The 26,297-nt window shown below is 71.7% G+C and carries 28 protein-coding genes; 22 read left to right on the forward strand and 6 right to left on the reverse strand.

Features of this window, described 5'->3' with window-relative positions; all coding sequences use genetic code 11:
• Positions 1-431 precede the first annotated feature (431 nt).
• Positions 432-1,295, reverse strand: a complete 864-nt coding sequence (locus LNK82_RS04215) for a 3-hydroxybutyryl-CoA dehydrogenase (protein ID WP_230565589.1) — start codon at positions 1,293-1,295, stop codon at positions 432-434.
• 118 nt (positions 1,296-1,413) lie between these two features.
• Here LNK82_RS04215 and LNK82_RS04220 point away from each other — a divergent pair, with 118 nt between their 5' ends.
• Complete coding sequence (locus tag LNK82_RS04220; protein ID WP_230565590.1) at positions 1,414-2,433, forward strand: serine hydrolase domain-containing protein; 1,020 nt, start codon at positions 1,414-1,416, stop codon at positions 2,431-2,433.
• A gap of 188 nt (positions 2,434-2,621) precedes the next feature.
• Here the strand turns inward: LNK82_RS04220 and LNK82_RS04225 are convergent, their stop codons facing one another.
• Together LNK82_RS04225 and eat are read right to left on the reverse strand one after the other, a co-directional pair.
• Positions 2,622-3,083, reverse strand: coding sequence for a CAP domain-containing protein (locus tag LNK82_RS04225; RefSeq protein WP_230565591.1), 462 nt, complete (start codon positions 3,081-3,083; stop codon positions 2,622-2,624).
• A gap of 94 nt (positions 3,084-3,177) precedes the next feature.
• Complete coding sequence (gene eat / locus LNK82_RS04230; protein ID WP_230565592.1) at positions 3,178-4,593, reverse strand: ethanolamine permease; 1,416 nt, start codon at positions 4,591-4,593, stop codon at positions 3,178-3,180.
• 178 nt (positions 4,594-4,771) lie between these two features.
• Here eat and LNK82_RS04235 point away from each other — a divergent pair, with 178 nt between their 5' ends.
• From LNK82_RS04235 to LNK82_RS04255, 5 genes are read left to right on the forward strand one after another with little or no spacing between them, the layout of a single operon-like run.
• On the forward strand, positions 4,772-6,112 hold the full coding sequence (locus LNK82_RS04235) for a glutamine synthetase family protein (protein ID WP_230565593.1): 1,341 nt from the start codon (positions 4,772-4,774) through the stop codon (positions 6,110-6,112).
• Positions 6,093-6,818, forward strand: a complete 726-nt coding sequence (locus LNK82_RS04240) for a gamma-glutamyl-gamma-aminobutyrate hydrolase family protein (protein ID WP_230565594.1) — start codon at positions 6,093-6,095, stop codon at positions 6,816-6,818. The genes LNK82_RS04235 and LNK82_RS04240 overlap by 20 nt, the downstream gene beginning before the upstream one ends.
• Positions 6,815-8,173, forward strand: a complete 1,359-nt coding sequence (locus LNK82_RS04245) for an aldehyde dehydrogenase family protein (protein ID WP_230565595.1) — start codon at positions 6,815-6,817, stop codon at positions 8,171-8,173. The genes LNK82_RS04240 and LNK82_RS04245 overlap by 4 nt, the downstream gene beginning before the upstream one ends.
• A gap of 11 nt (positions 8,174-8,184) precedes the next feature.
• A complete protein-coding gene (locus LNK82_RS04250) occupies positions 8,185-8,952 on the forward strand; it encodes a 3-oxoacyl-ACP reductase (RefSeq protein ID WP_230565596.1) in 768 nt (255 codons plus the stop codon).
• On the forward strand, positions 8,952-9,650 hold the full coding sequence (locus tag LNK82_RS04255) for a FadR/GntR family transcriptional regulator (protein WP_230565597.1): 699 nt from the start codon (positions 8,952-8,954) through the stop codon (positions 9,648-9,650). Before LNK82_RS04250 ends, LNK82_RS04255 begins: the two co-directional genes overlap by 1 nt.
• A gap of 15 nt (positions 9,651-9,665) precedes the next feature.
• Here the strand turns inward: LNK82_RS04255 and LNK82_RS04260 are convergent, their stop codons facing one another.
• Complete coding sequence (locus LNK82_RS04260) at positions 9,666-10,259, reverse strand: hypothetical protein (RefSeq protein WP_230565598.1); 594 nt, start codon at positions 10,257-10,259, stop codon at positions 9,666-9,668.
• 148 nt (positions 10,260-10,407) lie between these two features.
• On the opposite strand from LNK82_RS04260, the gene LNK82_RS04265 reads away from it, so the two are divergent.
• The 16 genes from LNK82_RS04265 (at position 10,408) to LNK82_RS04340 (ending at position 25,231) form a co-directional block, all read left to right on the forward strand.
• Entirely contained in the window at positions 10,408-10,620 is a 213-nt protein-coding gene (locus LNK82_RS04265; protein WP_230565599.1) for a helix-turn-helix domain-containing protein, read from the forward strand.
• 3 nt (positions 10,621-10,623) lie between these two features.
• Positions 10,624-11,436: a Clp protease N-terminal domain-containing protein gene (locus LNK82_RS46580; RefSeq protein WP_308257156.1), complete on the forward strand. Its 813-nt coding sequence runs from the start codon at positions 10,624-10,626 to the stop codon at positions 11,434-11,436.
• 121 nt (positions 11,437-11,557) lie between these two features.
• Entirely contained in the window at positions 11,558-13,606 is a 2,049-nt protein-coding gene (gene thrS / locus LNK82_RS04275) for a threonine--tRNA ligase (RefSeq protein WP_230565600.1), read from the forward strand.
• Positions 13,603-14,151 (forward strand): HIT family protein, encoded by a 549-nt coding sequence (locus LNK82_RS04280; RefSeq protein WP_230565601.1) that lies wholly within the window; start codon positions 13,603-13,605, stop codon positions 14,149-14,151. The genes thrS and LNK82_RS04280 overlap by 4 nt, the downstream gene beginning before the upstream one ends.
• Before the next feature lie 149 nt (positions 14,152-14,300).
• Positions 14,301-15,104, forward strand: a complete 804-nt coding sequence (locus LNK82_RS04285; RefSeq protein WP_230565602.1) for an alpha/beta fold hydrolase — start codon at positions 14,301-14,303, stop codon at positions 15,102-15,104.
• Positions 15,105-15,333: 229 nt separating this feature from the next.
• Positions 15,334-16,845: an amino acid adenylation domain-containing protein gene (locus LNK82_RS04290; protein ID WP_230565603.1), complete on the forward strand. Its 1,512-nt coding sequence runs from the start codon at positions 15,334-15,336 to the stop codon at positions 16,843-16,845.
• On the forward strand, positions 16,842-18,059 hold the full coding sequence (locus tag LNK82_RS04295) for an FNR domain-containing protein (RefSeq protein WP_230565604.1): 1,218 nt from the start codon (positions 16,842-16,844) through the stop codon (positions 18,057-18,059). The genes LNK82_RS04290 and LNK82_RS04295 overlap by 4 nt, the downstream gene beginning before the upstream one ends.
• Before the next feature lie 9 nt (positions 18,060-18,068).
• Positions 18,069-18,893 (forward strand): enoyl-CoA hydratase-related protein, encoded by an 825-nt coding sequence (locus LNK82_RS04300; RefSeq protein ID WP_230565605.1) that lies wholly within the window; start codon positions 18,069-18,071, stop codon positions 18,891-18,893.
• A gap of 15 nt (positions 18,894-18,908) precedes the next feature.
• Positions 18,909-19,418 carry a sigma-70 family RNA polymerase sigma factor gene (locus LNK82_RS04305; RefSeq protein ID WP_230565824.1) on the forward strand — a complete coding sequence of 170 codons (510 nt, stop codon included), beginning with the start codon at positions 18,909-18,911 and terminating at the stop codon, positions 19,416-19,418.
• 414 nt (positions 19,419-19,832) lie between these two features.
• Complete coding sequence (locus LNK82_RS04310; RefSeq protein WP_230565606.1) at positions 19,833-20,138, forward strand: hypothetical protein; 306 nt, start codon at positions 19,833-19,835, stop codon at positions 20,136-20,138.
• Between the two features lie 208 nt (positions 20,139-20,346).
• Positions 20,347-21,186, forward strand: a complete 840-nt coding sequence (locus LNK82_RS04315) for a helix-turn-helix domain-containing protein (protein WP_230565607.1) — start codon at positions 20,347-20,349, stop codon at positions 21,184-21,186.
• Between the two features lie 59 nt (positions 21,187-21,245).
• Positions 21,246-21,854: a phosphatidylinositol phosphate synthase gene (gene pgsA, locus LNK82_RS04320; protein ID WP_230565608.1), complete on the forward strand. Its 609-nt coding sequence runs from the start codon at positions 21,246-21,248 to the stop codon at positions 21,852-21,854.
• An 11-nt stretch (positions 21,855-21,865) separates the two neighbouring features.
• Entirely contained in the window at positions 21,866-22,798 is a 933-nt protein-coding gene (locus LNK82_RS04325) for a phosphatidylinositol mannoside acyltransferase (protein WP_230565825.1), read from the forward strand.
• Positions 22,795-23,916: a glycosyltransferase family 4 protein gene (locus LNK82_RS04330; protein WP_230565609.1), complete on the forward strand. Its 1,122-nt coding sequence runs from the start codon at positions 22,795-22,797 to the stop codon at positions 23,914-23,916. Before LNK82_RS04325 ends, LNK82_RS04330 begins: the two co-directional genes overlap by 4 nt.
• Positions 23,913-24,890, forward strand: a complete 978-nt coding sequence (locus tag LNK82_RS04335; protein ID WP_230565610.1) for an NUDIX hydrolase — start codon at positions 23,913-23,915, stop codon at positions 24,888-24,890. The genes LNK82_RS04330 and LNK82_RS04335 overlap by 4 nt, the downstream gene beginning before the upstream one ends.
• Positions 24,887-25,231 carry a hypothetical protein gene (locus tag LNK82_RS04340; protein WP_230565611.1) on the forward strand — a complete coding sequence of 115 codons (345 nt, stop codon included), beginning with the start codon at positions 24,887-24,889 and terminating at the stop codon, positions 25,229-25,231. The genes LNK82_RS04335 and LNK82_RS04340 overlap by 4 nt, the downstream gene beginning before the upstream one ends.
• A 108-nt stretch (positions 25,232-25,339) precedes the next feature.
• Here the strand turns inward: LNK82_RS04340 and LNK82_RS04345 are convergent, their stop codons facing one another.
• Positions 25,340-25,714: a PH domain-containing protein gene (locus LNK82_RS04345; RefSeq protein ID WP_053714859.1), complete on the reverse strand. Its 375-nt coding sequence runs from the start codon at positions 25,712-25,714 to the stop codon at positions 25,340-25,342.
• A gap of 17 nt (positions 25,715-25,731) precedes the next feature.
• Positions 25,732-26,250 carry a DUF4240 domain-containing protein gene (locus LNK82_RS04350; RefSeq protein ID WP_230565612.1) on the reverse strand — a complete coding sequence of 173 codons (519 nt, stop codon included), beginning with the start codon at positions 26,248-26,250 and terminating at the stop codon, positions 25,732-25,734.
• Positions 26,251-26,297 lie beyond the last annotated feature (47 nt).

Below are 26,297 nucleotides of genomic sequence, written 5' to 3' on the forward strand. Positions count from 1 at the left end.
TCCTCGTGGGGGGCGAGTCGAAAGTTACGCTAGGCGAAGCAATCTTGTCCACCAGGCGGCCGTAGCGTGACGTAGGGCACTCTAAAGGCACGTCACAGGTCCTGTCGATCAGTAACCCCGAGGAAGAGGACGGTAATCAAGGATACTCCGAACGGCCTATTGACGGGGTGTGCGTCAGTCTTTCGCACTAATCACCCCGCACGGCCCGATGACGGATCGTGTTATTTTGTGCCGACCGTGACCCGAAGCGTGTCCGATCGTTTGCCGGCTAATATTGTTCCGCCATTCAAGACACTGCTGTTAATTGTTCGCGGCACGTTCGGCGTGACGGCGGCCACCGCGGTGTGGTAAGCGACCCAGATACGCGGACGGGGCCGCCGATCACCGGATCGACGGCCCCGCGGACGCCCGGCCCCGGGCGGTGGGTCGGCTCAGGACGCGTAGTTGTGGAACCCGCGCCCGCTCTTCTTGCCCAGCAGCCCCGCGTCCACCATGCGCAGCAGCAACGGCGGCGGCGAGTACAGCGGCTCCTTGAACTCCTCGTACATCGACTCGGCGATCGCCTTGGTGGTGTCCAGGCCGATCAGGTCGGTCAGGCGCAGCGGACCCATCGGGTGCGCGCAGCCGAGCACCATGCCGTTGTCGATGTCCTCGGCGCTGGCGAACCCGGACTCCAGCATCCGGATCGACGACAGCAGGTAGGGGATGAGCAGGGCGTTGACGACGAACCCGGCCCGGTCCTGCGAGCGGATGACCTCCTTGTGCAGCACCCCGGTCACGAACGCCTCGGCCCTGGCCCTGGTCTTGTCGCCGGTCAGCAGCGACGGCACCAGCTCCACCAGCTTCAACACCGGCACCGGGTTGAAGAAGTGCACGCCGATGACCTGCTCGGGACGGCCGGTGGCCATGCCCAGCTTCATGATCGGGATCGAGGAGGTGTTGGACGCGAAGATCGCGTCCGGGTCCACGACGATCTTGTCCACCGCCGCGAACACCTCGGTCTTGACCTGCTCGTTCTCCGCGACGGCTTCCACGACCAGGTTCCGGTCGGCGAAGTCGGCGAGGTCGGTGGTGAACCGCAGGCGCTCCAGTGCGGCGTCGCGGTCCTCAGCGGACAGCTTGCCGCTGCGCACACCCCGGCCGAGCGAAGAGGCGATCCGCCCCCGCGCGGCCTCCGTGGCGTCCGGGCTGACCTCGGCCACCAGCACGTCCAGCCCGGCCCGCGCGCAGACCTCGGCGATGCCGGAGCCCATCAGGCCCGATCCCACCACTCCAACACGTTGAATGTCACTCACGCCCCGATCCTGCCAGGGGCGACGGTCGGGGGCACATCACCACTGGGGATTTCCACAGCCGACCGGGTGGCGCTCCTCATGGGCGGTCGCCGCGCCGCCGGCTAGCGTGGCCGATGTGATGATCAACACTGCGATTGCCGGTGTGCTGCTGGCGGTGACCAGCACGTTCCCCGTGCTGGACGGGTGGGTGGAGCAGGACTGGGCGTCCGGTGCCCTGCTGACCGTCGAGGACTCGACCGGCGTGCGCGCCGACGCGGCGGGTGAGGCCGTGGTCGGCGGGCACTTCCGCATCGGCAGCGCGACCAAGACGTTCGTGGCCACCGTCGTGCTGCAGCTCGTGGACGAAGGTCGGGTCGGGCTGGACGACCCGGTGGACCGGTACGTGGCCGGTGTGCCGAAGGGCGACCTGATCACCGTGCGCCAGGTGCTCAACCACACCAGCGGCCTGTACGACTACGCCCACGAGGCGGGCTACTCGACCAACCGGTGGCGCGGCGCGGACCGGTTCCGGACCTACCGGCCGCAGGAGCTGCTGGACGTGGCGTTCGCCGGCACGCCCTACTTCCACCCGGGACAGGGATGGCATTACTCGAACACCAACTACGTCGTCGCCGGGATGCTGATCGAACGCGTGACCGGTCGCACGTACGGCGACGAGGTGCGCGCGCGGATCCTGCGCCCGCTCGGCCTGACGCGCACCACCGTGCCGGGACGGTGGCCCGCCCTGCCCCACCCGCACGCCCGCGGCTACACCGAGGTCGACGGCCGACTGGTCGACGCGACCCTGATGAACCCGACCCTGGACTGGGCGGCGGGCGAGATGATCTCCACCGCCGACGACCTCAACCGGTTCTTCGACGCGCTCCTGGGCGGCAGGTTGACCAGCGCGGCGTCCCTCGCGGAGATGCGGCGGACCGTGGACGACACCGGCACGATCTTCGCCTACGGCCTGGGGTTGCAGCGGTTCGACCTGCCGTGCGGCCGTTCGGTGTGGGGTCACGGCGGCGAGCTGATCGGCTACCTCACCTACGCCACCCGCGCGGACGACGGCACGCGGGCCACGTTGTCCTACAACCCGTTGCCGGCCGAGGTGCCGGGCGAAGCCGTCATCGGACTGTTCGGCTCGATCTACTGCTAGTTGTCGCCGGGTACGGCACCCGTCGGCGACGCCGGGACGTGCGGGCCGGTGGTGGAGGTCCAGAACCTGCTGACGAAGGTGCTCGGCGCCGAGCTCCTGGCGAGGGCAGTGCCGTCGAAGTGGTCTCGACGGTGTCCCAGAAGGCCGGCCCGTGACGTGCCGGCCGTGACGTGCGGGCGCGTGACCTGTCAGCCCGTGACGCCGAAGTCCTGCGTCCAGTAGACCTTGTTGTTGCCGTCCACGGCGTGGGCGACGCCCAGGTCGCGCAGTTCGCAGTTCACGATGTTGGCCCGGTGGCCCTCGCTGTTCATCCAGGACCGCACGACCTCCTCGGCCGTACCCTGACCAGCGGCGATGTTCTCGGCCATCAGTCGGAAGTGGTACCCCGCATCGGTGACGCGCTGCCCCGCTGTGCTGCCGTCCGTGCCGGTGTGGCTGAAGTTGCCGGTGCGCGCCATGTCGTCGGAGTGCCGGCGCGCCGCGGCGGCGAGCTGGGCGTTCGAGGCGAGGGCCGGGCACCCCACAGCGGAGCGTTCCCCGTTGGTCAGGGCCAAAACCTGCTCTTCGAAGGTTGGCGCGGCGATCGCGGGCGTGGTGGCGAAGAGCAGTGCCGCGACCGCCGAGCCGACCGTCACCGTGCGGTATTTCATGATCGTCCTTCCGTCGTGGGTGAACCCCTTGTCGTCAAGGGGTTCCCACGACCGGAAGGACTTGCTGTACACGATCGGTTGAACGTGCTTACGGTTAGTCCTTCAGCTCCTCCTCGGCCTGCGCGATGGCGGCGAACTCCTCCTCCGGCGCGGCGGCCACGAGGTGGTGGCGGCTGTAGAACCAGAAGTACGCCAACGCCACCACGACGATGCCCGCGGTGATCCCGGCGGCCAGCTCGTCCACGAAGAACGTCGCCACGACCGCCGCCACCGCGAGCACCAGCGCCACCCCGGTGGTCACGACGCCGCCCGGTGTCCGGTACGGCCGCGCCAACCCCGGCTCGCGCACCCGCAGCACGATGTGCGACACCATCATCAGCACGTACGACAGCGCCGCCCCGAACACCGCGATGTTGATCAGCGTCGCGCCGCTCTTCATGATCGCCGCGAGTGCGAACCCGATGGTGCCGGGCACGATCAGCGCCAGGTACGGCGTCTTGCGCTTGCCCGTCTTCGACAGCCAGCGCGGCAGGTAGCCGGCCCGGGACAGCGCGAACAGCTGCCGCGAGTACGCGAAGATGATCGAGAAGAACGATGCCACGAGCCCGGCCAGGCCCACGTAGTTCACGATCTGCGCCAGCACGTTGTCGCCGCCGTAAGCCGCGCGCACCGCCTCGGGCAACGGGTTGCCGGACGACATCAACGCCGCCGAACCCGCACCGCCCGGCGCGAACACGAGGATCGCCGCCGCGAACACCAGCAGCGCCACCAACGCGCCGATGATCCCGCGCGGCATGTCCTTCTTCGGGTCGCGTGCCTCCTCGGCCGCCAACGGCACGCCCTCGACCGCGAGGAAGAACCAGATCGCGTACACCAACGCGCCCAGCGCGCCCGTGACGCCGAACGGCAGGAAGCTCCCGTCCCCGATGTCGAACAGCTTGGCCGAGTCGAACTTCGGGATCATCCCGGCCACGAACGCGATCAGCGCGACCACCGCGACACCGGTGATCACGAACATCAGCCGCAACGCCTCGCCGACGCCGTACAGGTGCACGCCGACGAAGATCGCGTAGCAGACCAGGTACACCGGCCACGAGCTGGTGAGCCCGAACAGCCCGAGCGCCTGCACGTAGTCGCCGATGAACACGACGATCGCGGCGGGCGCGATGGCGTACTCGACCAGGATCGCGACGCCCGTCGCGAAACCGCCGAGCGGTCCGAGCGCGCGTCGCGCGAAGCCGTACCCGGCGCCGGCCACCGGCAGCGCGGCGGCCAGCTCCGCGAGGCCGAACACCATGCACGTGTACATGGCGCCCATCAGGATCGTCGCGACCAGCAGGCCGCCCCAACCGCCTTGGGCGAGCCCGAAGTTCCACCCGGCGAAGTCGCCGGAGATGACGTACGAGACCCCCAGACCCGCCAACAGCACCCAGCCCGCGGCGCCCCGCTTGAGCTGCCGGTGCTCCAGGTAGTCGCTGCCCACCTTCTCGTACTCGACGTGTTTGGCCATCTGCGCTCCCTAATGGGTCAGTCGCGCTCCTTTGCAGGGAGAGTGGCTCGCGTCACCGGATCGTGTCAACAGCCGTTCTGCCGGAAGCGCTGCCCGAGGAGGGTGTGGCGGCCTTCACCCGAAGGTGTCAAGATGAGGCGTCCAATGGCTCGCTGACATACCTTTGGAGGTACTGCGGATGCTCGCCGTGGAGGAGTTGCGCGTGCTCGTGGACGCCGGGGAGATCGACACGGTGCTGGTCGCCGTGGTCGACATGCAGGGCCGCCTCCAGGGCAAGCGCTGCGCCGCCCGCTACTTCGTGGACGAGGTCCTGCCGAACTCCGCCGAGGGCTGCAACTACCTGCTGGCCGTCGACGTGGAGATGAACACCGTCGGCGGCTACGCCATGTCGTCGTGGGACAGCGGCTACGGCGACTTCGTGATGAAGCCCGACCTGTCCACGCTGCGCCGCGTGCCGTGGCACGAGGGCACCGCGCTGGTCATGTGCGACCTCGTGTGGGAGGACGGCGCGCCGGTGGTCGCCTCGCCTCGCCAGATCCTCAAGCGGCAGCTCGACCGGCTCGCCGAACGGGGGCTGCGCGCGTTCGTCGGCACGGAGCTGGAGTTCATGGTCTTCGACAACACCTACGAGGACGCCTGGGACCGCGGTTACCGCGGCCTCACCCCGGCGAACCAGTACAACGTGGACTACTCGCTGCTGGGCACCGCGCGCGTCGAGCCGCTGCTGCGCGCCATCCGCAACCACATGGCGGGCGCGGGCATGGTGGTCGAGTCGGCCAAGGGCGAGTGCAACCCCGGCCAGCACGAGATCGCGTTCCGCTACACCGAGGCCCTGGCGACCTGCGACAACCACAGCCTCTACAAGACCGGCGCCAAGGAGATCGCGGCGCAGCAGGGCAAGGCGCTGACGTTCATGGCGAAGTACAACGAGCGCGAGGGCAGCTCCTGCCACATCCACCTCAGCCTGCGCTCGGCCGACGGCGAGCCGGTGTTCGCCGAGGGCCGCGGCATGTCCGGGCTCATGGAGCACTTCATGGCGGGCCAGTTGGCCGCGCTGCGCGAGCTGACGTACTTCCTGGCGCCGAACATCAACTCCTACAAGCGGTACGCGCAGGGCAGCTTCGCGCCGACCGCGGTGGCGTGGGGGAGGGACAACCGGACGTGCGCGCTGCGCGTGGTCGGGCACGGCCAGTCGCTGCGGTTCGAGAACCGGGTGCCGGGCGCGGACGTGAACCCGTACCTGGCCGTCGCCGCGCTGATCGCGGCCGGCCTGCACGGCGTGGAGAACGAGCTGCCGCTGGAGGAGGAGTTCACCGGCAACGCCTACACCTCCGACAAGCCGACCGTGCCCGCCACGCTGCGCGACGCCGCCTCGCTGCTGGCCAAGAGCGAGCTCGCGCGGGAGGCGTTCGGGGCGGACGTCGTCGAGCACTACCTCAACGCGGCCCGGGTGGAGCTGGCCGCGTTCGACTCGTCGGTGACGGACTGGGAGCGGATCCGTGGTTTCGAACGGCTCTAGGGCGCGGCCGTTGATCGGCGTCACGACGTACCTGGAACGCGCGAAGTTCGGCGTCTGGGACGTGGAAGCGGCGGTGCTGCACCGCGACTACCTCGACTCGGTGGTGCGCGCGGGCGGCAACCCGGTGCTGCTGCCGCCGGTCGGCACGTGGGACGCCGACAGCGCCGCCTTCCTCGACGGCTTGGTGCTGGCGGGCGGCGCGGACGTCGACCCGTCGTTGTACGGGCGGCCACGCGACCCGCGCACCGGACCGGCGCGGCCCGAGCGCGACGAGGTCGAGCTGGCCCTGGCCCGCGCGGCGTTGAAGCTCGACCTGCCGTTGCTCGCGGTGTGCCGCGGCATGCAGGTGCTCAACGTGGCGCTGGGCGGCACGCTGGTCCAGCACGTCGACGGGCACAACCCGGCGCCCGGCGTGTTCGAGCACACCGGGATCGCGGTCGCGCCCGGTTCGGCGCTCGCCGGGATCGTCGGCCTCGCCACCACCGTGTTCTGCCACCACCACCAGGCGTTGGACGTCCTCGGGGACGGCCTGCGGGTGGTCGCGAGCGCGCCCGACGGCACGGTGGAGGCGGTGGAGCTGCCGGGCGCGCGGTTCGTGCTCGGCGTGCAGTCGCACCCGGAGGCCGACACCGAGGACGACCGCTTGTTCGCCGCGCTCGTGGGCGCGGGTCGGGACCGGGCAGCACGGGACAGGGGAGCGAAGTGACCACGTTCGACGTCATCAACCCGGCCACCGAGGAGGTGGTCCGCTCGGTGCCGCTGGCGACGCTGGAGGAGACCGACGCGGCGATCGCCCGCGCGTCGGCGGCGCTGCCCGCGTGGCGCGCGGTCGCGCCGGGTGACCGGGCCCGGCTGCTGCGGCGGTTCGCCGAGGCGGTCGACGGCGCGGTGGAGGAGCTGGCGGCGCTGGAGGTGCTCAACGCCGGGCACACCGTCGGCAACGCGCGGTGGGAGGCCGGGAACGTCCGTGATGTGCTGCACTACTACTCGGCCGCGCCGGAGCGGATGTTCGGCAAGCAGATCCCGGTGCCCGGCGGTCTGGACGTGACGTTCCACGAGCCGATCGGCGTGGTCGGCGTGATCGTGCCGTGGAACTTCCCGATGCCGATCGCCGTGTGGGGCTTCGCGCCCGCGTTGGCGGCGGGGAACACGGTGGTGCTCAAGCCCGCCGAGCTGACGCCGCTGACCGCACTGCGGTTGGCCTCCCTGGCGTTGGAGGCCGGCCTGCCGCCGGACGTGTTCCAGGTGTTGCCGGGCGCGGGGCCGGTGGTGGGGCAGCGGTTCGTCACGCACCCCGACGTGCGCAAGGTGGTGTTCACCGGCTCCACGCGGGTCGGCAAGCAGGTCATGGCCGGCTGCGCGGAGCAGGTGAAGCGGGTGACGCTGGAGCTGGGCGGCAAGTCGGCCAACATCGTCTTCGCCGACGCGGACCTGGAACGCGCCGCGGCCACCGCGCCGTACGGGGTGTTCGACAACGCGGGCCAGGACTGCTGCGCCCGGTCCCGGATCCTGGTGCAGGCGTCGGTCTACGACCGGTTCATGGAGCTGCTGGAGCCCGCGGTCAAGGGCGTCGTGGTCGGTGAGCCGGGCGACGAGGCCACCGAGATGGGTCCGCTGATCTCGGCCGCGCACCGGGAGAAGGTCGCGTCCTACGTGCCCTCCGACGCGCCGGTGGCGTTCCGCGGCTCGGCTCCGTCGGGTGCGGGTTTCTGGTTCCCGCCGACGGTCCTGGCGCCCGTCGCGCCCGGTGACCGCGCCGCCGTCGAGGAGATCTTCGGCCCGGTGGTGGCCGTGCTGCCGTTCACCGACGAGGAGGACGCGGTGCGGTTGGCCAACGACAGCGCCTACGGCCTGTCCGGGTCGATCTGGACGCGGGACGTGGGGCGGGCGCTGCGCGTGTCGCGGGCCGTCGAGGCGGGGAACCTGTCGGTCAACTCGCACTCGTCGGTGCGGTACTGGACCCCGTTCGGCGGGTTCAAGCAGTCCGGGCTGGGACGCGAGCTGGGGCCGGACGCCCTCGACTCGTTCACCGAGACCAAGAACGTCTTCATCGCTCACTGATTGGGAGAGACATGGTTCAGCGACTTGAGGGCCGGGTTGCCGTGGTCACCGGCGGTGGCAGCGGCATCGGCCTGGCCTCGGTGCGGCGGCTCGCGTCCGAAGGCGCGCGGGTGGTCGTCGCGGACGTCGACGCGGAGTCCGGCAAGGCGGCGGCCGACGAGGTCGACGGGCTGTTCGTCGAGGTCGACGTGACCGACGAGGAGCAGGTGTCGGCGCTGTACCAGACCACTGTGGACACTTACGGCTCGGTGGACGTCGCGTTCAACAACGCGGGCATCTCGCCGCCGGACGACGACTCGATCCTGACCACGGGCATCGAGGCGTGGGACCGGGTGCAGAAGGTCAACCTGACGTCGGTGTACCTGTGCTGCAAGCACGCGATCCCGCACATGCTCGAACGCGGTCGCGGCTCGGTGATCAACACGGCGTCGTTCGTGGCGACGATGGGCGCGGCGACGTCCCAGATCTCGTACACGGCGTCCAAGGGCGGTGTGCTGGCGATGAGCCGCGAGCTGGGCGTGCAATTCGCCCGGCAGGGGGTGCGGGTGAACGCCCTGTCACCCGGACCGGTGAACACGCCGTTGCTGCGGGAGCTGTTCGCGAAGGACCCGGAGCGGGCCGCGCGGCGGTTGGTGCACGTGCCGCTGGGGCGGTTCGCCGAGCCGGAGGAGATCGCGGCGGCGGTGGCGTTCCTGGCCAGTGACGACTCGTCGTTCATGACCGCGTCGAACTTTTTGGTGGACGGCGGTATCGCCGGTGCCTACGTGACACCGCTGTGATGCCGTTGCGGGACGCGTTGTTCCGCCCCGTGCGGGCGGGCAACGCGTTCGAGGAGACCGTGGAGCGGCTCGTGCAGGCGATCCGGCTCGGCGTGGTGGGTCCGGGGGAGAAGCTGCCCGCGGAGCGTGACCTGGCGGCCCGGTTGGGTGTCAGCCGGGTGACGTTACGTGAGGCGATCCGGTCACTGCAGGACGCCGGGTACGTCGAGTCGCGGCGTGGCCGGTACGGCGGGACGTTCGTGAACTCGCCGCTGCCGGTGGCCGCGCCGGACCGCCGGGTCGACCCCGGTGAGCTGGCGGACGCGTTGACGTTGCGCGCGGCGGTGGAGACGGGTGCGGCGGAGTGCGCGGCGGGTCGTGCGCTGGGCCCGGTGGAGCGGCGCAACCTGCTGGCGCGGCTGGCCGAGTGCCGTGACGCGTCGGTGGACGAGTACCGGCGCAAGGACTCGCGGCTGCACCTGGCCATCGCCGAGGCGACCGGGTCGCCGTCGCTCACCGCGGCCGTCGCCGACGCCCGGACCAGGGTGAACGCGCTGCTGGACCGGATTCCGCTGCTGCCGCCGAACCTGGCGCACTCGAACGACCAGCACGAGGTGATCGTGAACGCCATCGTGGCGGGCGACCCGGAGGCCGCGCGGCGGGCGATGGCCGAGCACCTGGACGGCACGGCCCTGCTGCTGCGCGGCTTCCTGTCCTGACTTCGGCGCCGGACCTCAGCGTTCGAAGTCGCGTTGCGGCACCCGGTCCGGCCCGCGTTCGCCCCGTTCGCCGCGGTCTGGTCGTTCGCCGCGGTCGCCGCGCTCGTCGAACCGCGAGTGCCCGGGTCGGTCGGAGCCGACGCCGTAGCGCGGGTGGTGGTCGCGGTCGGCCAACGCCACGATCCCGCCGCCGAGGACGAGTCCGAGCAGGCCGACGGCGACGAGCTGGGTGGCCCGGTGCCTGACCACGCGGCCGACCGCCGCGCCCTTGCCGGGCGGTGGTGGGTAGTGGCCGGGGTGGGGCGGACCAGGTGCCTCGTGGGCGGCGGCGGCCGGTTGGTCGACGAAGGTGGGCTGGGCGGCGGCTTGCTCGCCCGCGGCGGGCTGCGCGGCCGGTTCGGCGGATGCGCCGGGGGTGCTGGGCGCGGTCGGACCAGCGGCCGGTGTGCCCGGGTCGGGGGCGCTGGTCGGGCTCTGGTGGGCGGGGTCGGGCGTCGGGGAGGCCATGGGTGTGGTGGCGTCGGCGGGCTGGTCCGCGGCGGGCGGTGCGATGGGAGTCCGGTCCGCCGGGTCGGGGTTGGCGCGTGGTGGCTGGTTCGGGTCTGACATGGCGGAACTCCTGCTCTCCCGTGCTGTTGTCCGCCATGGTGCGTGATCGACCTGAGGAGATCCTGATGGCCGGCTGTCCGCCGGCTGTGAGAACCGGGGCCGTCAGCATGTGTTGACGCCTGGCCGAGCGTCAGCATATGTTGACGACATGGCTGCGATCGCCGATCTCGACCAGGCCGCGCACGGCTCCGACCCGGACGCCGGGCTGCGCGCCGTGGCCCGCCTGCGCCGGCTGGTCGACCAACTGGAGGCCGAGCACGTCGCCGCCGCCCGCCGGGCGGGCTGGTCGTGGCGGGACATAGCCACCCGCCTCGGCGTGACCAAGCAGACCGTCCACCGCAAGTACGGCCGAGAGGACTGACCGGTGTTCCGAGGCGACCACCCCGACCTGAACCGCACCATCGGCCGCGCGCTCCGGCTGGCACTGGAACTCGGCCACCCGCGCACCGGCAGCGAGCACCTCCTGGCAGCCCTGGCCGCAGGACCCCTCGCCGCGGATCCTGTCGCCGGCAGCTCTTCCGCCCACAACCCACCCAGCGCCGGCCCGCTCGCCGACCGCGCTGCCGCAGGGAGCCCCTCCTCAGACGCTCCGGCCGGCGGAACCGTCGCGGCCGCCCTGCTCCGCCACGGCGCGACCCCCTCCGCCATCCGCCACGCCGCCCACCTCGCGGCCCCGCTCGGCGCGGGCGGTGCGGCGGACCGGGCCGTCCTGGCGCCGCTGGGCGTCGACCTCGACCAACTGCTGGGCGGCACACCCGCCCTGGACCGGCCGCCCGGCCGTGAGCCGCTGCTCCCGCTCGGCGCGGCGAAGGCACGCCGGCGCTGCGCCGACCTCACCCCGCCGCTCGGCCTGGACGCCCAGGCGGCCTACTCGGCCTCGCTGCGCCTCGCCCTGGCCCGCCGCGAACGCGAGCACCGCCCCGAACACCTGGCCCTCGCCCTCACCGCCCTGGACCCCGGCGTCGCGTGGGTGCTCAAGACCGCCGGCGTCGACCGCGAGGCCCTGCTCGCCGACCTCGCCGCGACCTTCCCGCCGCCACGCCGCAACCCGCTGCTCACCGTCGAACGCCGGCTCGGCCATCGCGTGCGCCACCGCGACCTCGTCCGCCGCTACCAGCGCACCACCGGACGTGCCGTGACCTCGGCCGACGCGCTGCCCGCCCTGATCCGCGGCTGAGCACCCACCCGACCGGGTGATCCGCGGAACACCGGACCGGCCGACCCGGTGCGCCGGAAATCGACTCGGTGAGCACCGATAACATCTCGGGCAAAGGACCGACGCACACCGAGGAGTCACCGTGTCCGAACCGCGCCCCGCAGCCGCCCCGATCCCACCTCGCGTGGTGGTGACGGCGGGGACCACCGCGGGGACGGCGGTGCGTGAAGCGGGACTCCCGGGCAAGGGGCCGGACGCCGTCGTGGTCGTGCGCGACCCCGAGGGCCACCTGCGCGACTTGTCGTGGGTCCCGCAGGTCGACGTCGAGGTCGAGGCGGTCGCCGCCGACACCGCCGACGGCCGCAGCGTGATCCGGCACTCCGCCGCGCACGTGCTGGCGCAGGCCGTGCAGCAGCAGTTCCCCGAGGCCAAGCTGGGCATCGGCCCGCCGGTCAAGGACGGCTTCTACTACGACTTCCAGGTCGAGAAGCCGTTCACGCCCGAGGACCTCCAGGCGCTGGAGAAGCGCATGAAGTCGATCATCAAGGGCGCGCAGCGGTTCAACCGCCGCGTGGTCGAGTCGGTCGACGCCGCCAAGTCCGAGCTGGCCGCCGAGCCGTTCAAGCTCGAACTGGTGGACATCAAGAGCGACGTGGACACCGCCGAGGTGATGGAGGTCGGCGGCGGCGAGCTGACGATCTACGACAACCTCGACCCGCGGTCCGGCGACCGCGTGTGGGGCGACCTGTGCCGCGGCCCGCACGTGCCGACGACCAAGCACATCCCGGCGTTCAAGCTGACCCGCGTCGCCGCCGCGTACTGGCGCGGCAACGAGAAGAACCCGCAGCTGCAGCGCATCTACGGCACGGCGTGGGAGTCGCAGGAGGCGCTGGACGCGCACCTGGAGCTGCTGGCCGAGGCCGAGCGGCGCGACCACCGCAAGCTGGGCGTCGAGCTGGACCTGTTCAGCTTCCCCGACGAGATCGGCTCGGGCCTCGCGGTGTTCCACCCCAAGGGCGGCGTCATCCGCAAGGCCATGGAGGACTACTCGCGCGCCCGGCACACCGAAGAGGGCTACGAGTTCGTCTACTCGCCGCACATCACCAAGGGCAACCTGTTCGAGACCTCCGGTCACCTCGACTGGTACCGCGACGGCATGTACCCGGCGATGCACCTCGACGCCGAGCTCAACGACGACGGCACGGTCCGCAAGCCGGGCCAGGACTACTACCTCAAGCCGATGAACTGCCCGTTCCACGACCTGATCTTCAAGTCGCGCGGCCGGTCCTACCGCGAGCTGCCGCTGCGCATGTTCGAGTTCGGCGGCGTCTACCGGTACGAGAAGTCCGGCGTGATCCATGGCCTGACCCGCGTGCGCGGCATGACGCAGGACGACGCGCACATCTTCTGCACCCCCGACCAGGTGCAGGACGAGCTGAAGTCGCTGCTGTCCTTCGTGCTCGGGCTGCTGCGCGACTACGGCCTGGACGACTTCTACCTGGAGCTGTCGACCCGCAACCCGGAGAAGTCCGTCGGCTCCGACGAGGTCTGGGAGAAGGCCACGGAGGCGTTGCGCGTCGCGGCCGAGGACTCCGGCCTGGAGCTGGTGCCCGACCCGGGCGGCGCGGCGTTCTACGGGCCGAAGATCTCCGTGCAGGCCAAGGACGCCCTGGGTCGCACCTGGCAGATGTCCACCATCCAGGTCGACTTCAACCTGCCCGAGCGGTTCGAGCTGGAGTACACCGGCTCGGACGGCGCCCGGCAGCGCCCGGTCATGATCCACCGGGCGTTGTTCGGCTCGGTCGAGCGGTTCTTCGGCGTGCTGACCGAGCACTACGCGGGCGCGTTCCCGGCGTGGTTGGCGCCGGTGCAGGTGGTGGGCATCCCGATCGCGGACGAGCACGTCGACCACCTGCTCGCGGTGGCGAAGCAGCTCAAGGCGAAGGGCATCCGGGTCGAGGTGGACGCCTCCGACGACCGGATGCAGAAGAAGATCCGCAACCACACCACGCAGAAGGTGCCGTTCATGCTGCTCGCGGGCGGCAAGGACGTGGAGCAGGGCGCGGTGTCGTTCCGGTTCCGCGACGGCACGCAGGTCAACGGCGTGCCGGTCGAGCGCGCCGTCGAGACGGTCGTGGACTGGGTGGCGCGGCGGGAGAACGCCTCGCCCACGGCGGACCTCGTCCAGTGACGAACCAGTACGAGGAGCAGGACGGGGTCGGGGTCGACGACGCGTTGCAGCGGTTGTGGACCCCGCACCGCCTCTCGTACGTGCGCGGCGAGGGCAAGGCCGTGGGCGACGAGCCGGAGGGGTGCCCGTTCTGCCGGGTGATCGGCCTGGACGACGCCGAGGGCCTGATCCTGGCGCGCGGCGAGCTGGTGTTCGCGGTGCTCAACCTGTACCCGTACAACCCCGGCCACCTGATGGTGCTGCCGTACCGGCACGTGCCCGACTACACCGACCTGACCGCGGCCGAGACTGCGGAGTTCGCCGCGTTCACCCAGAAGGCGATGCGGGTGATCCGGTCCGCCGCCTCGCCGCACGGGTTCAACGTCGGCATGAACCAGGGCGTGGTGGCGGGCGCGGGCATCGCGGCCCACCTGCACCAGCACGTCGTGCCGCGCTGGGGCGGCGACGCGAACTTCATGCCGGTGATCGGGCACACGAAGGTCCTGCCGCAACTGCTCGGCGAGACCAGGCAACTCCTGGCCGACGCCTGGGCCACCGCGGACTGAGCCGGGCGGGGTGAGGTTTACCCCGGACCGCCCCGTGCAACGGGACAAGGGTGACTTCACCGAACACTCCCGCCCCGGTAGCCCATCGGACGATCGAGGTCGACGGGACCACCATCTTCTACCGCGAAGCAGGGCCACCGGACGCTCCGGTGGTCCTGCTTCCCCACGGCTACCCGTGCTCGTCGTTCCAGTACCGCCACTTCATGGCCGCCCTCGGCGACCGGTGGCGCCTGATCGCGCCGGACTACCCCGGCTTCGGGTACAGCGGCACGCCGGACCGCTCGCGCTTCTCCTACACCTTCGACGGCTACGCCGAGTTCCTCCAGCGGTTCACCGAGGCGGTCGGCCTCACCCGGTACGCCATCTACCTGCACGACTACGGGTCCCAGTTCGGACTGCGGCTGGCCATGCACGCGCCCGACCGGGTCGCCGCGCTGATCATCCAGAACGGTGACATCTACGAGGACCAGCACGGCCCGAAGTACCGCCCGCTCAAGGAGTACTGGGCCGACCCGACCGAGGAGGGGACGTCCAGGCTCTACGCCGCGGTCAGCGCGGAGGGCTTCCGCGACGAGTTCGTCGGCGAGATCCCCGATCGGCTGGTCGAGCGGGTCTGCCCGGACCTGTGGACGTTGTGCTGGGCGCTGCTGGGCACGCCCGAGCGACGGCGGAACCTGGTCCACCTGCTGGCCGACCAGGTGAGCACGCTCGACTGGTTCGACCGGCAGCAGGCGTACCTGCGCGAGCACCGGCCGCCGACGCTCATCGCGTGGGGCCGGCACGACGGCTACATGCCCGAGGGGGCGGCACGGGCCTACCTCCGAGACCTGCCGGACGCCGAGCTGCACCTGCTCGACGGCGGTCACTGGGCGTTGGAGACCAACCTCGACGAGGTCGTCGCCCTGGTGCGGGACTTCCTGGACCGGGTCCACCCGTCCCGTCTCGACTGGTGAGGTCGGGGACCGGTCCGTTCGACTGTCGTTGCCCGGGCGTTCGACTCGGAGGTCCTGAGTGTTCGACATGCCGGTCCTGAGCGTTCGACACGCGGGCGCCGGGTGTTCGACACGCGGATGGGAGAAAGTTCAACCTTTTTTGGGTTCGGCTTGAACGGACGATGGGGCTGTCTCGTTCAGACCGGGTGTCCACGCCCGGCTGACGAGAGGTGCACACCCTGTGACGGCCATGACCGAGCCCGACGCTGTGCTGGCGCTGCCCCCGGACGACCGCCCCCTGTTCCGCCGATTCGGCCGCGGCCCGAGCGCGACACCGCCGTTCCACCGGATCCACCACGCGTTCGAGTCGCACGCGGCACGATCGCCGCACGCGCGGGCGGTCGAGCACGAGGGCGTCTGCCTGACCTACGGTGAGCTCGACCACCGCGCGAACGTCGTCGCCGCCGAACTCCTCGACGCGGGCGTGCGCCCCGGTGATCACGTCGGCGTCTTCTTAACGCGTTCGGTCCACCTCGTCGTCGGCATCCTGGCTGTGCTGAAGGTCGGCGCGGCGTACGTGCCGCAGGACGTCCGGATCACCCCGAAGGCCCACCTCGACCACGTCATCCGCACCGCCGAGATCGACGTCGTCCTGACCACCGGCGAGCACGCCCCGCACGTCCGCGGCCTCGCCGCGCCGAAGGTCCTCGCCCTCGACGCCCTCCCGGACCGCCGCGTCGGCCCGCCGCGCACGGAGCCCGGCGACACGGCCGTCGTCATCTTCACCTCCGGCACGACCGGTGTGCCCAACGGCGTCCGCGTCACCCACGCGAACCTGTGCAACGTCCTGCTCACCGCACCGGGAGACCTCGGCATCCGACCGGGCGACCGGGTCGCGCAACTGCTCAACATCGCGTTCGACATGGCGGTCTGGGAGCTGTTCGGCGCACTCGCCCACGGCGCCACGTCCGTCATCCGCGGCCGGGACATCGGCGAGACGGCGAAAACCGCCACCGTCCTCATCGCGACACCCGGCGTGCTGTCCACAGTGGACCCTGACGCGTGCCCCGACGTCCGAACCGTCGCCGTGGCCGGCGAACGCTGCCCCAAGCCCCTCGCCGACGCCTGGAGCGCCCGCGCCGCGTTCCACAACGCCTGCGGCCCCACGGAAGTCACGATCGTCAACACCGTGCAGCGCTACGACCCGGCGAAGGGCCGCCTGACCATCGGCCGCCCCGTCCCGAACAGCACGGTCTACGTGCTCGACCAGGACCTGCGGCCGTGCCGGATCGGCGAGGTCGGCGAGATGTGGGCGGGCGGCGCGTGCGTCACGGCGGGCTACCTCGGCAACGACGTGCTGACCGCCCAGCGCTACCGCCCCGACCCGTTCCTCGGCGGCGACCACCTGATGTTCCGCACCCGCGACCTCGGCCGGTGGACGCCGGACGGCGAGCTGGAGCACCACGGCCGCACCGACGACCAGGTCAAGGTCCGGGGCTTCCGGGTCGAGCTCGACGCGGTCACCTCCGCCCTGGAGACGACGCCCGGCTGCGCCCGCGCGACCACGGTCCTGCACGACGGCAGGCTCGTCGGGTTCGTCAGCCCCGCCTCCGTCGACCCCCGAGCGGCCACCGACGCGGTGGCGGGCTCGCTGCCCTACTACTGCGTGCCGTCGCTGGTCGTCGCGGTGGACGACCTGCCGCTGACCGCTCGCGGCAAAGTGGACCGGGCCGCGCTGTCGTCGCTGGTGACGGTCGCATGACCACCACGCGCACCGACACCCCGTCCGCGCTGGCCCTGAGGCTGCGCAGGCGCCCGTTCACCCACCACAACCGGCTCGCCGCCGCCGTCGTCCTGGTCAACGTGATCGCGGCGTTCGGTGTGGACGACGCGCGGGCGCTCGCCGACCTGGTCGTCGCCAACGTCGCCCTGGCCGTCCTGATCCGCCAGCAGCACGTGATCAACCTGCTGTTCCGGCTCGCCACGAGCGCGCCGACGACGTGGCCGCTGCGGGTCCGCTGGACGCTGGGCAAGGTCTACCACTTGTTCGGCGGCCTGCACGTCGGCGCCGCCCTCAGCGCCACCGCGTGGTTCGCCGCGCTCGCCGTGGTCCGAGCCGACCCGCTCACGTGGACGATCCTCGCCCTGATGGTCGCGATGGTGGTCTTCGCCCTGCCCGCCCTGCGCGCACGCCGGCACGACGTGTTCGAGCGCGTGCACCGCTTCGCCGGCTGGACCGTGCTCGCCCTGTTCGCCGCGGACTCGTCCCGGCAGCCCGGTTTCCTGGGCTCGACCCAGTTCTGGCTGCTCCTGCTCGTCGTGGCGAGCGTCGTGCTGCCGTGGACGCGGCTGCGTCGCGTGCCGGTGCGGATCGTCAGCCCGTCGCGGCACGTCGCGCTGGTGTCGTTCGACTACGGCGTGACGCCGTTCGCGGGCTCCTCGACCGCGGTGAGCCGCAACCCGCTGCTGGAGTGGCACTCGTTCGCCAACGTGCCCACGCCCGGCCGCACGGGTTTCCGCCTCACGATCTCGCGCGCGGGCGACTGGACCGGCTCGCTCATCGACGACCTGCCGACCCACCTGTGGGTCAAGGGCGTGCCCACCGCGGGCGTCGGCAACATCGACAAGCTGTTCACCAGGGTGGTGTGGGTGGCCACCGGCAGCGGCATCGGGCCGTGCCTGCCCCACCTGCTGTCGCAGGAGACGCCGTCGCGCCTGGTGTGGTCCACCCGCACGCCCCGCGACACCTACGGCGACGAGCTGGTCGACGAGATCGAGGCCGTGCAGCCCGACGCGCTGGTCTGGGACACCGTCCGCGACGGCAAGCCCGACCTGGTCGAGCTGGCGCTGCGCGCGCACCGGGAGTTCGACGCCGAAGCGGTCATCTGCATCTCCAACAAGAAGACGACCTGGCACGTCGTCGAGGAGCTCGAAGCGCGGGGCGTCCCCGCGTTCGGCGCCATCTGGGACTCGTGAGGAGACTTCGTGGACTACTCGACCTTGATCGTCGAAGAGCAGGACGGCGTCACGACGGTCACCGTGTCCCGGCCGCGGGCGCGCAACGCGCTGTCCGGCCGCGTCCTGGCCGAACTCGACCACTTCCTGTCCGGCGTCCTCACCGGACCCGCGCCGCGCGGGATCATCCTCAGCGGAGCGCCCGGTCCGGCGTTCATCGCGGGCGCGGACATCCGCGAGATGGCCGCGATGACGCCGGACGAGGGCGAGCGGTTCGGGATGCTCGGCCAGCGCGTCACCCGGCTGCTGGAGGAGGCCCCGTGCCCGGTCGTCGCGTGCGTGGACGGCTACGCGCTCGGCGGCGGGTGCGAGGTGGTGCTGGCCTGCGACTTCGCCTACGCGACCCGGCGCGCCGTGTTCGGCCAGCCGGAGGTCGTGCTCGGCCTCATCCCGGGCTTCGGCGGCTGCGTGCGGCTCCAACGCCTGGTCGGGCCCGCCGTCGCCCGTGAGCTGATCTACACCGGCAGGCACGTCGACGCGCCGGAGGCGCTGCGGCTCGGGCTCGTCAACGCGGTGTTCGACGACCGCCATGAGATGCTGGCCGCCGCACGCGCGGTGCTCGGTCGGGTCGCGGGCAACTCGGCCACGGCGGTGTCGTTGGCCAAGGCCGCGGTGAACGCCACCAACGGCACGACCGTCGCCGCCGGACTGGCGCTCGAGCTCGACGCGTTCCGGGAGGCGTTCACCACCGACGACATGCGCGAGGGCACGGCGGCCTTCCTCGCGAAGCGCCGGCCCGCCTTCCGGGGTTCCACCCCGCTGGGCGCGACCAGGGAACCGCTGCTCCACGACTAGCCGAGGAGGTGCGCGATCAACGACAGTCACATCGCCCTGCTGCGCTCCCTCCACGACGAGCACGCGCCCGCCCTGTGGCGGTACGTGCGCCGGCTGACCGGGGACGACGAGCTGTCCCGCGACGTGGTGCAGGAGGCGCTGCTGCGGGCGTGGCGCAACCCCAAGGTGCTCGAACAGGGCGCGGCGGCGGCTCGGGCGTGGCTCTACACGGTGGCGCGCAACGTGGTGATCGACGAGCGCCGCAGCGCCCGCGCGCGCTGGGAGATCGGGTCGGAGCGGCTGCCCGAACGGGCGCGCGACGACCACAGCGACTCCGCGCTGGACGCCTGGTTGGTGGCCGACGTGCTCACCCAGTTGACGCCGGAGCACCGCGCGGTGATCGTGCGTGCGTACTACATGGGCCAGTCGGTCGCCGAGCTGGCCGTGGCGCTGGACCTGCCGGAGGGCACCGTGAAGTCGCGGCTGCACTACGGTCTGCGGGCGCTGAGGGTGGCGCTGGAGGAGAAGGGGGTCACCGGACGTTGAGCTCGCCAGTCGATCCGTACCGGGACTGGGGTGCCGCGTACGTCCTCGGTTCGCTGTCGCCCGGCGAACGGCGGGAGTTCGAGGGGCACCTGCCAGGGTGCCTGGAGTGCTCGGGTGACGTCGCGTCCTTCGCGGGCGTGCCCGGCATCCTCTCGGCGGTGCCCCGTGACCGGGCGCTCGACCTGCTGGAGCCCGACGCGGCAGCCGACGAGCCGCCGGTCGCGGTGCTCACCGGCCTGCTGGCGGCGGAGCGGTCGCGACGGTGGCGCGCCCGGGTCCTGGTGGCCGCCGCGCTGGTCGTGGCGGCGTTGGCGGGGGCGGCGGGGGGGGGGGGGGCGCCCCCCGCCGGCCCCCCCCCCCCCCCCCCCCCCCCCCCCCCCCCCCCACACCGCGCCGACCCCCACGTCCGACGTCGTGCTGCACCAGACCGTGCCGAGCCCCGTGACGGCCAGCGTGCGGCTGGTGGACGAGCCGTGGGGCACCCGGATCGACGTGCTGTGCTCCTACGCCGTGCCGGACGGGCCGCCGACGCCCGAGTTCGCCTACTCCCTGCACGTGGTCGCGGCCGACGGCACCCCGGTGCTGGTCGCTACCTGGACCGCCGGTCCCGGCTCGACCACCCGGCCGACCGCGACGACCCGGCTGGCCCGGTCCGACATCACCGGCGTCGAGATCAGATTGGTGCCGAACGACCTGGTCCTGCTCCGCGTCTCGTTCTGACGCACTCCCCGCGGCGGCCCGCCGGCCGCCCCGACGATCACCGCAGGCCCGGGACCTGCTGCAAGCGCACCTGCACGGCTGGATGCACGTGCGCTTCGCCGGAACGGCCGCCGACGTGTCCCAGATCACCCCGGGCGACGGCCGGCGCAACCTCAGACACCTTCCTGGCCGATCGTCAAGAGGGGTGAGCGTCGATACGGTGCGTTGCATGACCGCACCTGAGCGTTCGCGGCTGGCCCGAGAACGGCTCTCGCGCGAGTTACGAAGGCTGCGCACCGAGGCCAAGATGACCGGAACGGCCACGGCGCGCGCTACCGGGATGAGCCAGTCCAAGCTGTCGAAGATCGAGAACGGCATGCTCCTCCCGTCCGTGACCGACGTGGAGCGCCTGGTCGCCGAGCTGTCCGCGACCAGGGAGACCAGGGTCGAGCTGGTGGAGTTGGCCCGTCAGTTGCACGCCGAGGCGGAGACCCGCCGCGTGGTGCTGCACCGCGGGGCGCACCGCCACCAGCAGACCGTGGCCCGGATCGAGGCCCGTGCCACCACCAGCCGCTTCTTCCAGAACGCGGGTGTGCCCGCGCTGTTGCAGAGCGAGAACTACCTCCGGGTCGTGTTGAACTCGACACCGGCGCACGAGCAGGACACCGCGATCGCCACGCTGCGCAGCCGTCGTGCCCGGATGGACGACCTGGGCAAGCGGTTCGTGTTCCTGCTCGCGGAGAGCGCGCTGCGCTGGCGGATGGGGTCGGCGGACCTGATGTGCGAGCAGATCGACCACCTCGTGCAGATCGTCCGAAGACCCAATGTGCAGCTCGGCGTGGTGCCGTGGACGGCGGACGCGAACATGGTGGCCCTGCACGGGTTCCAGGTGTACGACGAGCGGGTGGTGACGTTGAGCGTGCTGACCGGCAACGCGACCATCACCGACCCGCACGACGTGCGCGAGTACCTGGCGCTGTTCGGCAGGCTCGAACGGCTGGCGGTGCGCGGCGACGCGCTCGAGGACCTGCTGGAGCAGATCTCCAGGGACCACCGCAAGCTCGGCTGAGCTGGGTGGTTAGGCTGCGGTGACCACTTCGTCCCCGTCGGTAGGTGCCCCGCCACCCCATGCTGAACATCTTCGCCCGCGCGTCCGTTTCGCGCGTCACCGATCCGATCGGTGCGTGGCTGCTGCGTCGCGGCCTCACCCCGAACGCCGTCACGGTGCTGGGCACCGTCGGCTCCGTCGCCGTCTCGCTGTGGTTCATCCCGCGCGGGCAGCTGTTCACCGGCGCGGCGCTGGTCACCGTGTTCGTGCTGTTCGACCTGATCGACGGCGCGATGGCGCGCGCGCAGGGCGGCGGCACGAAGTTCGGCGCCGTGCTGGACGCGAGCTGCGACCGGATCGCCGACGGCGCGCTGTTCGCCGCCATCGCCTGGTGGGCGTTCGGCGCGGGCGAGCACGGCCTGGCCGCGGCGACCCTGGTCTCGCTGGTCGGCGCGCAGGTCACGTCGTACGTGAAGGCGCGCGCCGAGGCGTCCGGGCTCTCCGCCGACGGCGGGCTGGCCGAACGCGCCGAGCGGTTCATCGTGGCGCTGGTCGGCGTCGGCCTGCACGGGCTCGGTGTGCCCTACGTCCTGCCGGTGGCCCTGTACCTGCTGGCCGCACTGGTGTCGATCACCGTGGTGCAGCGCATCCTGGCCGTGAGCCGCGCCGCGAAGGAGCTCGGGACGTGACCGCTCGCGACATCAAGGGCACCCTGGTCGACCTGGGCTACGCGGCCGGGTGGCGCCTCGTGCGGCTGCTGCCGGAGAAGGCCGCGCGGGCGCTGTCCGACGCGGCCGCCGACCGGGCCGCCAAGCGCGGCGGCGGTGGCGTGCGGCAGCTGCGGTCCAACCTGCGCCGGGTCGTGCCGCAGGCGGGCGAGGCCGAGCTGGATGAGCTGGTCCGGCTGGCGGTGCGCTCCTACGCGCGGTACTGGCGCGAGGCGTTCCGGATGCCGTCGCTGGATCAGCAGGAGCTCTACGCCGAGCTGGACCGGACGATGAGCGGCGTCGAGAACCTGGACGCGGCGCTGGCCGAGGGCCGTGGCGCGGTCATCGCTCTGCCGCACTGCGGCAACTGGGACATGGCGGGCGTCTGGCTGGTCGGGCACTGCGGCACGTTCACCACCGTCGCCGAGCGGCTCAAGCCCGAGTCGCTGTACCGGCGGTTCATCGCGTTCCGGGAGAGCCTGGGCTTCGAGGTCGTGCCGCTGACCGGCGGTGACCGCAACCCGGCGCTCGTGCTCGCCGAACGGCTGCGCGCGAACCAGGTCGTCTGCCTGCTCGCCGACCGCGACCTCACCGCGGGCGGCGTGCCCGTGACGTTCTTCGGCGAGCGCACCATGATGCCCGCCGGTCCCGCGCACCTGGCCGCGACCACCGGCGCGGCGCTGATCCCGGCCGGCCTCTGGTTCACCGAGGACGGTTGGGTCATCCGGTTGCACCCGCCGGTCCGGGTCTCCGGCACGGCGGGCGTGCCCGCGGCGACCCAGCAGATGGCCGACGTGTTCGCCGCCGACATCGCCGCGCACCCCACCGACTGGCACATGATGCAGCAGCTGTGGCTGGCCGACCTGCCGGAGAGCAGGCAGAAGGCGCTGCGCCGGGTCCTGGCCCGCCGGGGGGAATCCGCGTGAAGGTCGGCATAGTCTGCCCGTACTCCTTCGAAGTGCCAGGGGGAGTGCAGGCGCACGTGGTCGACCTGGCGCGCGCGCTGCGCGGCCTCGGGCACGAGGTGGAGGTGCTGGCGCCCGCCGACGACGACACGCCGGTGCCGGAATTCGTCACCTCGGCCGGTCGGGCGGTCGCGATACCGTACAACGGTTCGGTGGCGCGACTGTCGTTCGGACCGGTGTCGTTCACGCGCGTGCGGCGGTGGATCGCCGAGCACGACTTCGACGTGCTGCACCTGCACGAGCCGACCGCGCCGTCGCTGTCGATGCTGGCGCTGATGGTGGCCGACGGCCCGATCGTGGCCACCTTCCACACGTCGACGCCGCGCTCGAAGATGCTGTCGGCGTTCCAGGCGGTGCTGCAGCCGTTCCTGGAGAAGATCACCGCCCGGATCGCGGTGTCCGCGCTGGCCCGCCGCGTGCAGGTGGAGCACCTCGGCGGTGACGCGGTGGAGATCCCCAACGGGGTCGACGTCGGGTTCTTCGCCGACGCGACGCCCCTGGACGGCTACCCGCGACCCGGTGGCACGGTCGGGTTCGTCGGCCGGTTCACCGAACCGCGCAAGGGCATGCCGGTGCTGCTGGAGGCGTTCCGCGAGCTCGACGCGCCGGACGTGCGGCTGCTGGTGGTGGGTCGCGGCGACGCCGACGAGCTGCGCAAGCAGGCGGGGCCGGAGCTGGCGTCGCGGATGGTGTTCCTCGGCATGGTGGACGACGAGACCAAAGCGCGCGCGCTGCGCAGCGTGGACGTCTACTGCGCGCCCAACACCGGCGGCGAGAGCTTCGGGGTCATCCTCACCGAGGCGATGTCGGCGGGCGCGGCGGTGCTGGCCAGCGACCTCGACGCGTTCCGGCGCGTGCTCGACGACGGCAAGGCGGGCGTGCTGACCCCGGTCGGGGACTCGTCGGCGCTGGCCCGGGCGTTACGGGAGCTGCTGACCGACCCCGGCCGGCGGGCGGACTACGTGGACGCGGCGCGGCAGCGGGTGATGATGTTCGACTGGTCGGTGGTCGCGAACCAGGTGGTGCGGGTGTACGAGAGCGCCATGGCGGCGGACCCGCGTCGGGTGGGTGAGGCGTGACGAGTTCCGGCGTCGCGACGACGTTCCTGGTGTTGCTGGCGTTGGCCGTGCTGGTCGGGCCGTGGACCCTCGGCACGGCCAACCGGCTCGACCGGCTGCACGTGCGCACGGACGCGGCCTGGGCGGCGCTGGACGCGGCCCTGGCGCGGCGCGCGGTGGTGACGCGGGCGGTGGCGGCGGTGTGCGGCACGCCCGAGCTGCGCGCGGCGGCGGACCGGGCCGAGCAGTCGGCGCGACCGGACCGGGAGGCGGCGGAGAACCGGCTCTCGGCGTTGCTGGACGCGCTCGACCGGTCGGTCCTGGAGCCCGCGCTGGCGGCCGAGCTGTCCGATGCGGAACAGCGGGTGGTGCTGGCCCGGCGGGTGCACAATGACGCCGTGCGCGACACGTTGGCGTTGCGCCGGCGTCGGTCCGTGCGGTGGCTGCGGCTCGCGGGCACCGCGCCGACGCCGTCGTACTTCGAGATCGCCGAACCCGGCGGTGACGCCGAGGCGTCCACGTTGACCCAGCGCGTCTCGGCGCGGGTCGTGCTGCTGGACGCCGAGGACCGGGTGTTGTTGTTCGAGGGCTTCGACCCGAACCGGCCGGACGAGCTGTTCTGGTTCACCGTGGGCGGTGGGGTCGAGCCGGGGGAGGACGTCCGGACCGCGGCGGTGCGGGAGCTGTTCGAGGAGACCGGCATCGTGGTCTCCGGTGACGAGCTGGTCGGTCCGGTGTGGAAGCGGCACGCCGTGTTCGCCTTCGACGGCTTGAACTACGCGGCGGTCGAGTGGTTCTTCGTCGGAAAGGTGGAGGCGGTCGACGTGGACACCTCGCGGTTCAACGAGATCGAGCAGCGGACCATTCGCCGGCACCGGTGGTGGTCGGTGGAGGAACTGGCGTCCACCGGCGCCACGGTGTACCCGGCGCAACTGGCCGAGGCGCTGCCCGACGCGCTCGTCGGGTGGGACGGCACGACCCGTTCGGTCCGATGATCGGGATCTCGAGCCGGATGGACGACGTCGTCGCCTTCTACCGCGCCCTGGAGGAGTCGGACCGGCCGCGCGCGTACTTCGAGTTCGTGGACGTCGAGGGCTGGGTGGACGAAGGCGCGCGTGCCCTCTACGAGACCGTGGAGCACGAGGGTGAGCTGATCGCGATCCGGCAGATCGAGTTACCCTCGGCGGGTGGCATGCACCGCTACTCGTGGCGGCGGATGGAGGACGCGTACGGCGGCCTCACGGACGAGCCGATCGACCCCCACGACGACCCGGTCAAGCCGATACCCCGCGAGGTCTTCGTGGAGCGGTGGAACTCGTTGATGTACGAGATGTGATCGGCCCGTCAGGCGGCTGATCGGTGTGCGGACGGCGATCACCGGCGCGTCCGTCGTCGCCGTCGGGCCTGCGGCCGAGTGGCCCCGGTCCGCAGGCCCGGCGCACGGCTAGAGGATGAACGTCGCGATCATCTGCCCGAGCAACCGCACGTCGGCGTGGCCCTTGAACTCCAGCCGCACCTGACCCAGGCCGCTGAACCACAGGTCGAGCTCGGCGTCCATGTCGAACGTGCCCGCCGTCTCGATGGAGAACGCCTGCACCCGGCTGTAGGGCAGCGACGTGAAGTCCTTCTTGCGGCCGGTCATGCCCTGGACGTTCACCGCGATCACGCGCTTGTTGGTGAACACCACGAAGTCCCGCACCGTCTTGAAGCTCGACACGATCTGCTCGCCCTGGATCAGGATCGGCGACACCTGCGACGCGATGTCCTCCGGCCGGCACGGCGCCAGCTTGAAGACGGACTGCTTCTCGAAGTCGATCACGACTTCGACGGTACCGGCTACCGGGGCCACCCCGCCGGGTTCGAGCACGATTCCCGGGTGATCCCCGACCCTGTCCCGGGGTAGTCCCCGAACCGGTCCGCGTGCGCGTGCGCGAAGAAGTAGCAGAACGCCTCACCCTCGGCGTCGCCGATCGCCACCCCGGGGTCGCGGGCCACGGCCTCGTAGAACTCCTGCCCCATGGCGAGGATGAAGCCGCGCGCGTACAGGAAGCCGTCGTCCGAGCCGTCGGTGACCTCGTGCACGTCGGCCCGGTCGATGTCGTGCAGCTTGCGCTCGGCCACCCGGTCCAGCGCGATCAACTCCTCGCCGGACAGCCCGGCACACGCGGCGGTCAACGCCTCCAGCACCTGGTCGAGGTGCTCTTCGAGCTCGGCGGCCTCCTCGAACGCGTCGACGGACACGTCGCGCTTGGCCAACGCGCGCCGCACCTCGTTCGGCCCGGGCCCGAGCGTGGCCCACGCGTTCTCCAGCATCGCCCAGAAACGGGCCTCTTCGGCAGCGGTCGGAAGGATCATGCGGCGACGCTAGCAACGCGGTCCGACAATTCCCGGCGACCGACGTC

Origin of the sequence: Saccharothrix luteola (assembly GCF_020859565.1) — a bacterium.
GTDB classification, from domain to species: domain Bacteria; phylum Actinomycetota; class Actinomycetes; order Mycobacteriales; family Pseudonocardiaceae; genus Actinosynnema; species Actinosynnema luteola.

Excerpts from the sequence above, each read along its gene's own strand:
- LNK82_RS04220 (WP_230565590.1), top strand. The coding sequence starts at position 1,414 with ATGATCAACACTGCGATTGCCGGTGTGCTGCTGGCGGTGACCAGCACG.
- LNK82_RS04225 (WP_230565591.1), bottom strand. The coding sequence starts at position 3,083 with ATGAAATACCGCACGGTGACGGTCGGCTCGGCGGTCGCGGCACTGCTC.
- eat (WP_230565592.1), bottom strand. The coding sequence starts at position 4,593 with ATGGCCAAACACGTCGAGTACGAGAAGGTGGGCAGCGACTACCTGGAG.
- LNK82_RS04235 (WP_230565593.1), top strand. The coding sequence starts at position 4,772 with ATGCTCGCCGTGGAGGAGTTGCGCGTGCTCGTGGACGCCGGGGAGATC.
- LNK82_RS04250 (WP_230565596.1), top strand. The coding sequence starts at position 8,185 with ATGGTTCAGCGACTTGAGGGCCGGGTTGCCGTGGTCACCGGCGGTGGC.
- LNK82_RS04255 (WP_230565597.1), top strand. The coding sequence starts at position 8,952 with ATGCCGTTGCGGGACGCGTTGTTCCGCCCCGTGCGGGCGGGCAACGCG.
- LNK82_RS04260 (WP_230565598.1), bottom strand. The coding sequence starts at position 10,259 with ATGTCAGACCCGAACCAGCCACCACGCGCCAACCCCGACCCGGCGGAC.
- LNK82_RS04265 (WP_230565599.1), top strand. The coding sequence starts at position 10,408 with ATGGCTGCGATCGCCGATCTCGACCAGGCCGCGCACGGCTCCGACCCG.
- LNK82_RS04290 (WP_230565603.1), top strand. The coding sequence starts at position 15,334 with ATGACCGAGCCCGACGCTGTGCTGGCGCTGCCCCCGGACGACCGCCCC.
- LNK82_RS04295 (WP_230565604.1), top strand. The coding sequence starts at position 16,842 with ATGACCACCACGCGCACCGACACCCCGTCCGCGCTGGCCCTGAGGCTG.
- LNK82_RS04315 (WP_230565607.1), top strand. The coding sequence starts at position 20,347 with ATGACCGCACCTGAGCGTTCGCGGCTGGCCCGAGAACGGCTCTCGCGC.
- pgsA (WP_230565608.1), top strand. The coding sequence starts at position 21,246 with ATGCTGAACATCTTCGCCCGCGCGTCCGTTTCGCGCGTCACCGATCCG.
- LNK82_RS04340 (WP_230565611.1), top strand. The coding sequence starts at position 24,887 with ATGATCGGGATCTCGAGCCGGATGGACGACGTCGTCGCCTTCTACCGC.
- LNK82_RS04350 (WP_230565612.1), bottom strand. The coding sequence starts at position 26,250 with ATGATCCTTCCGACCGCTGCCGAAGAGGCCCGTTTCTGGGCGATGCTG.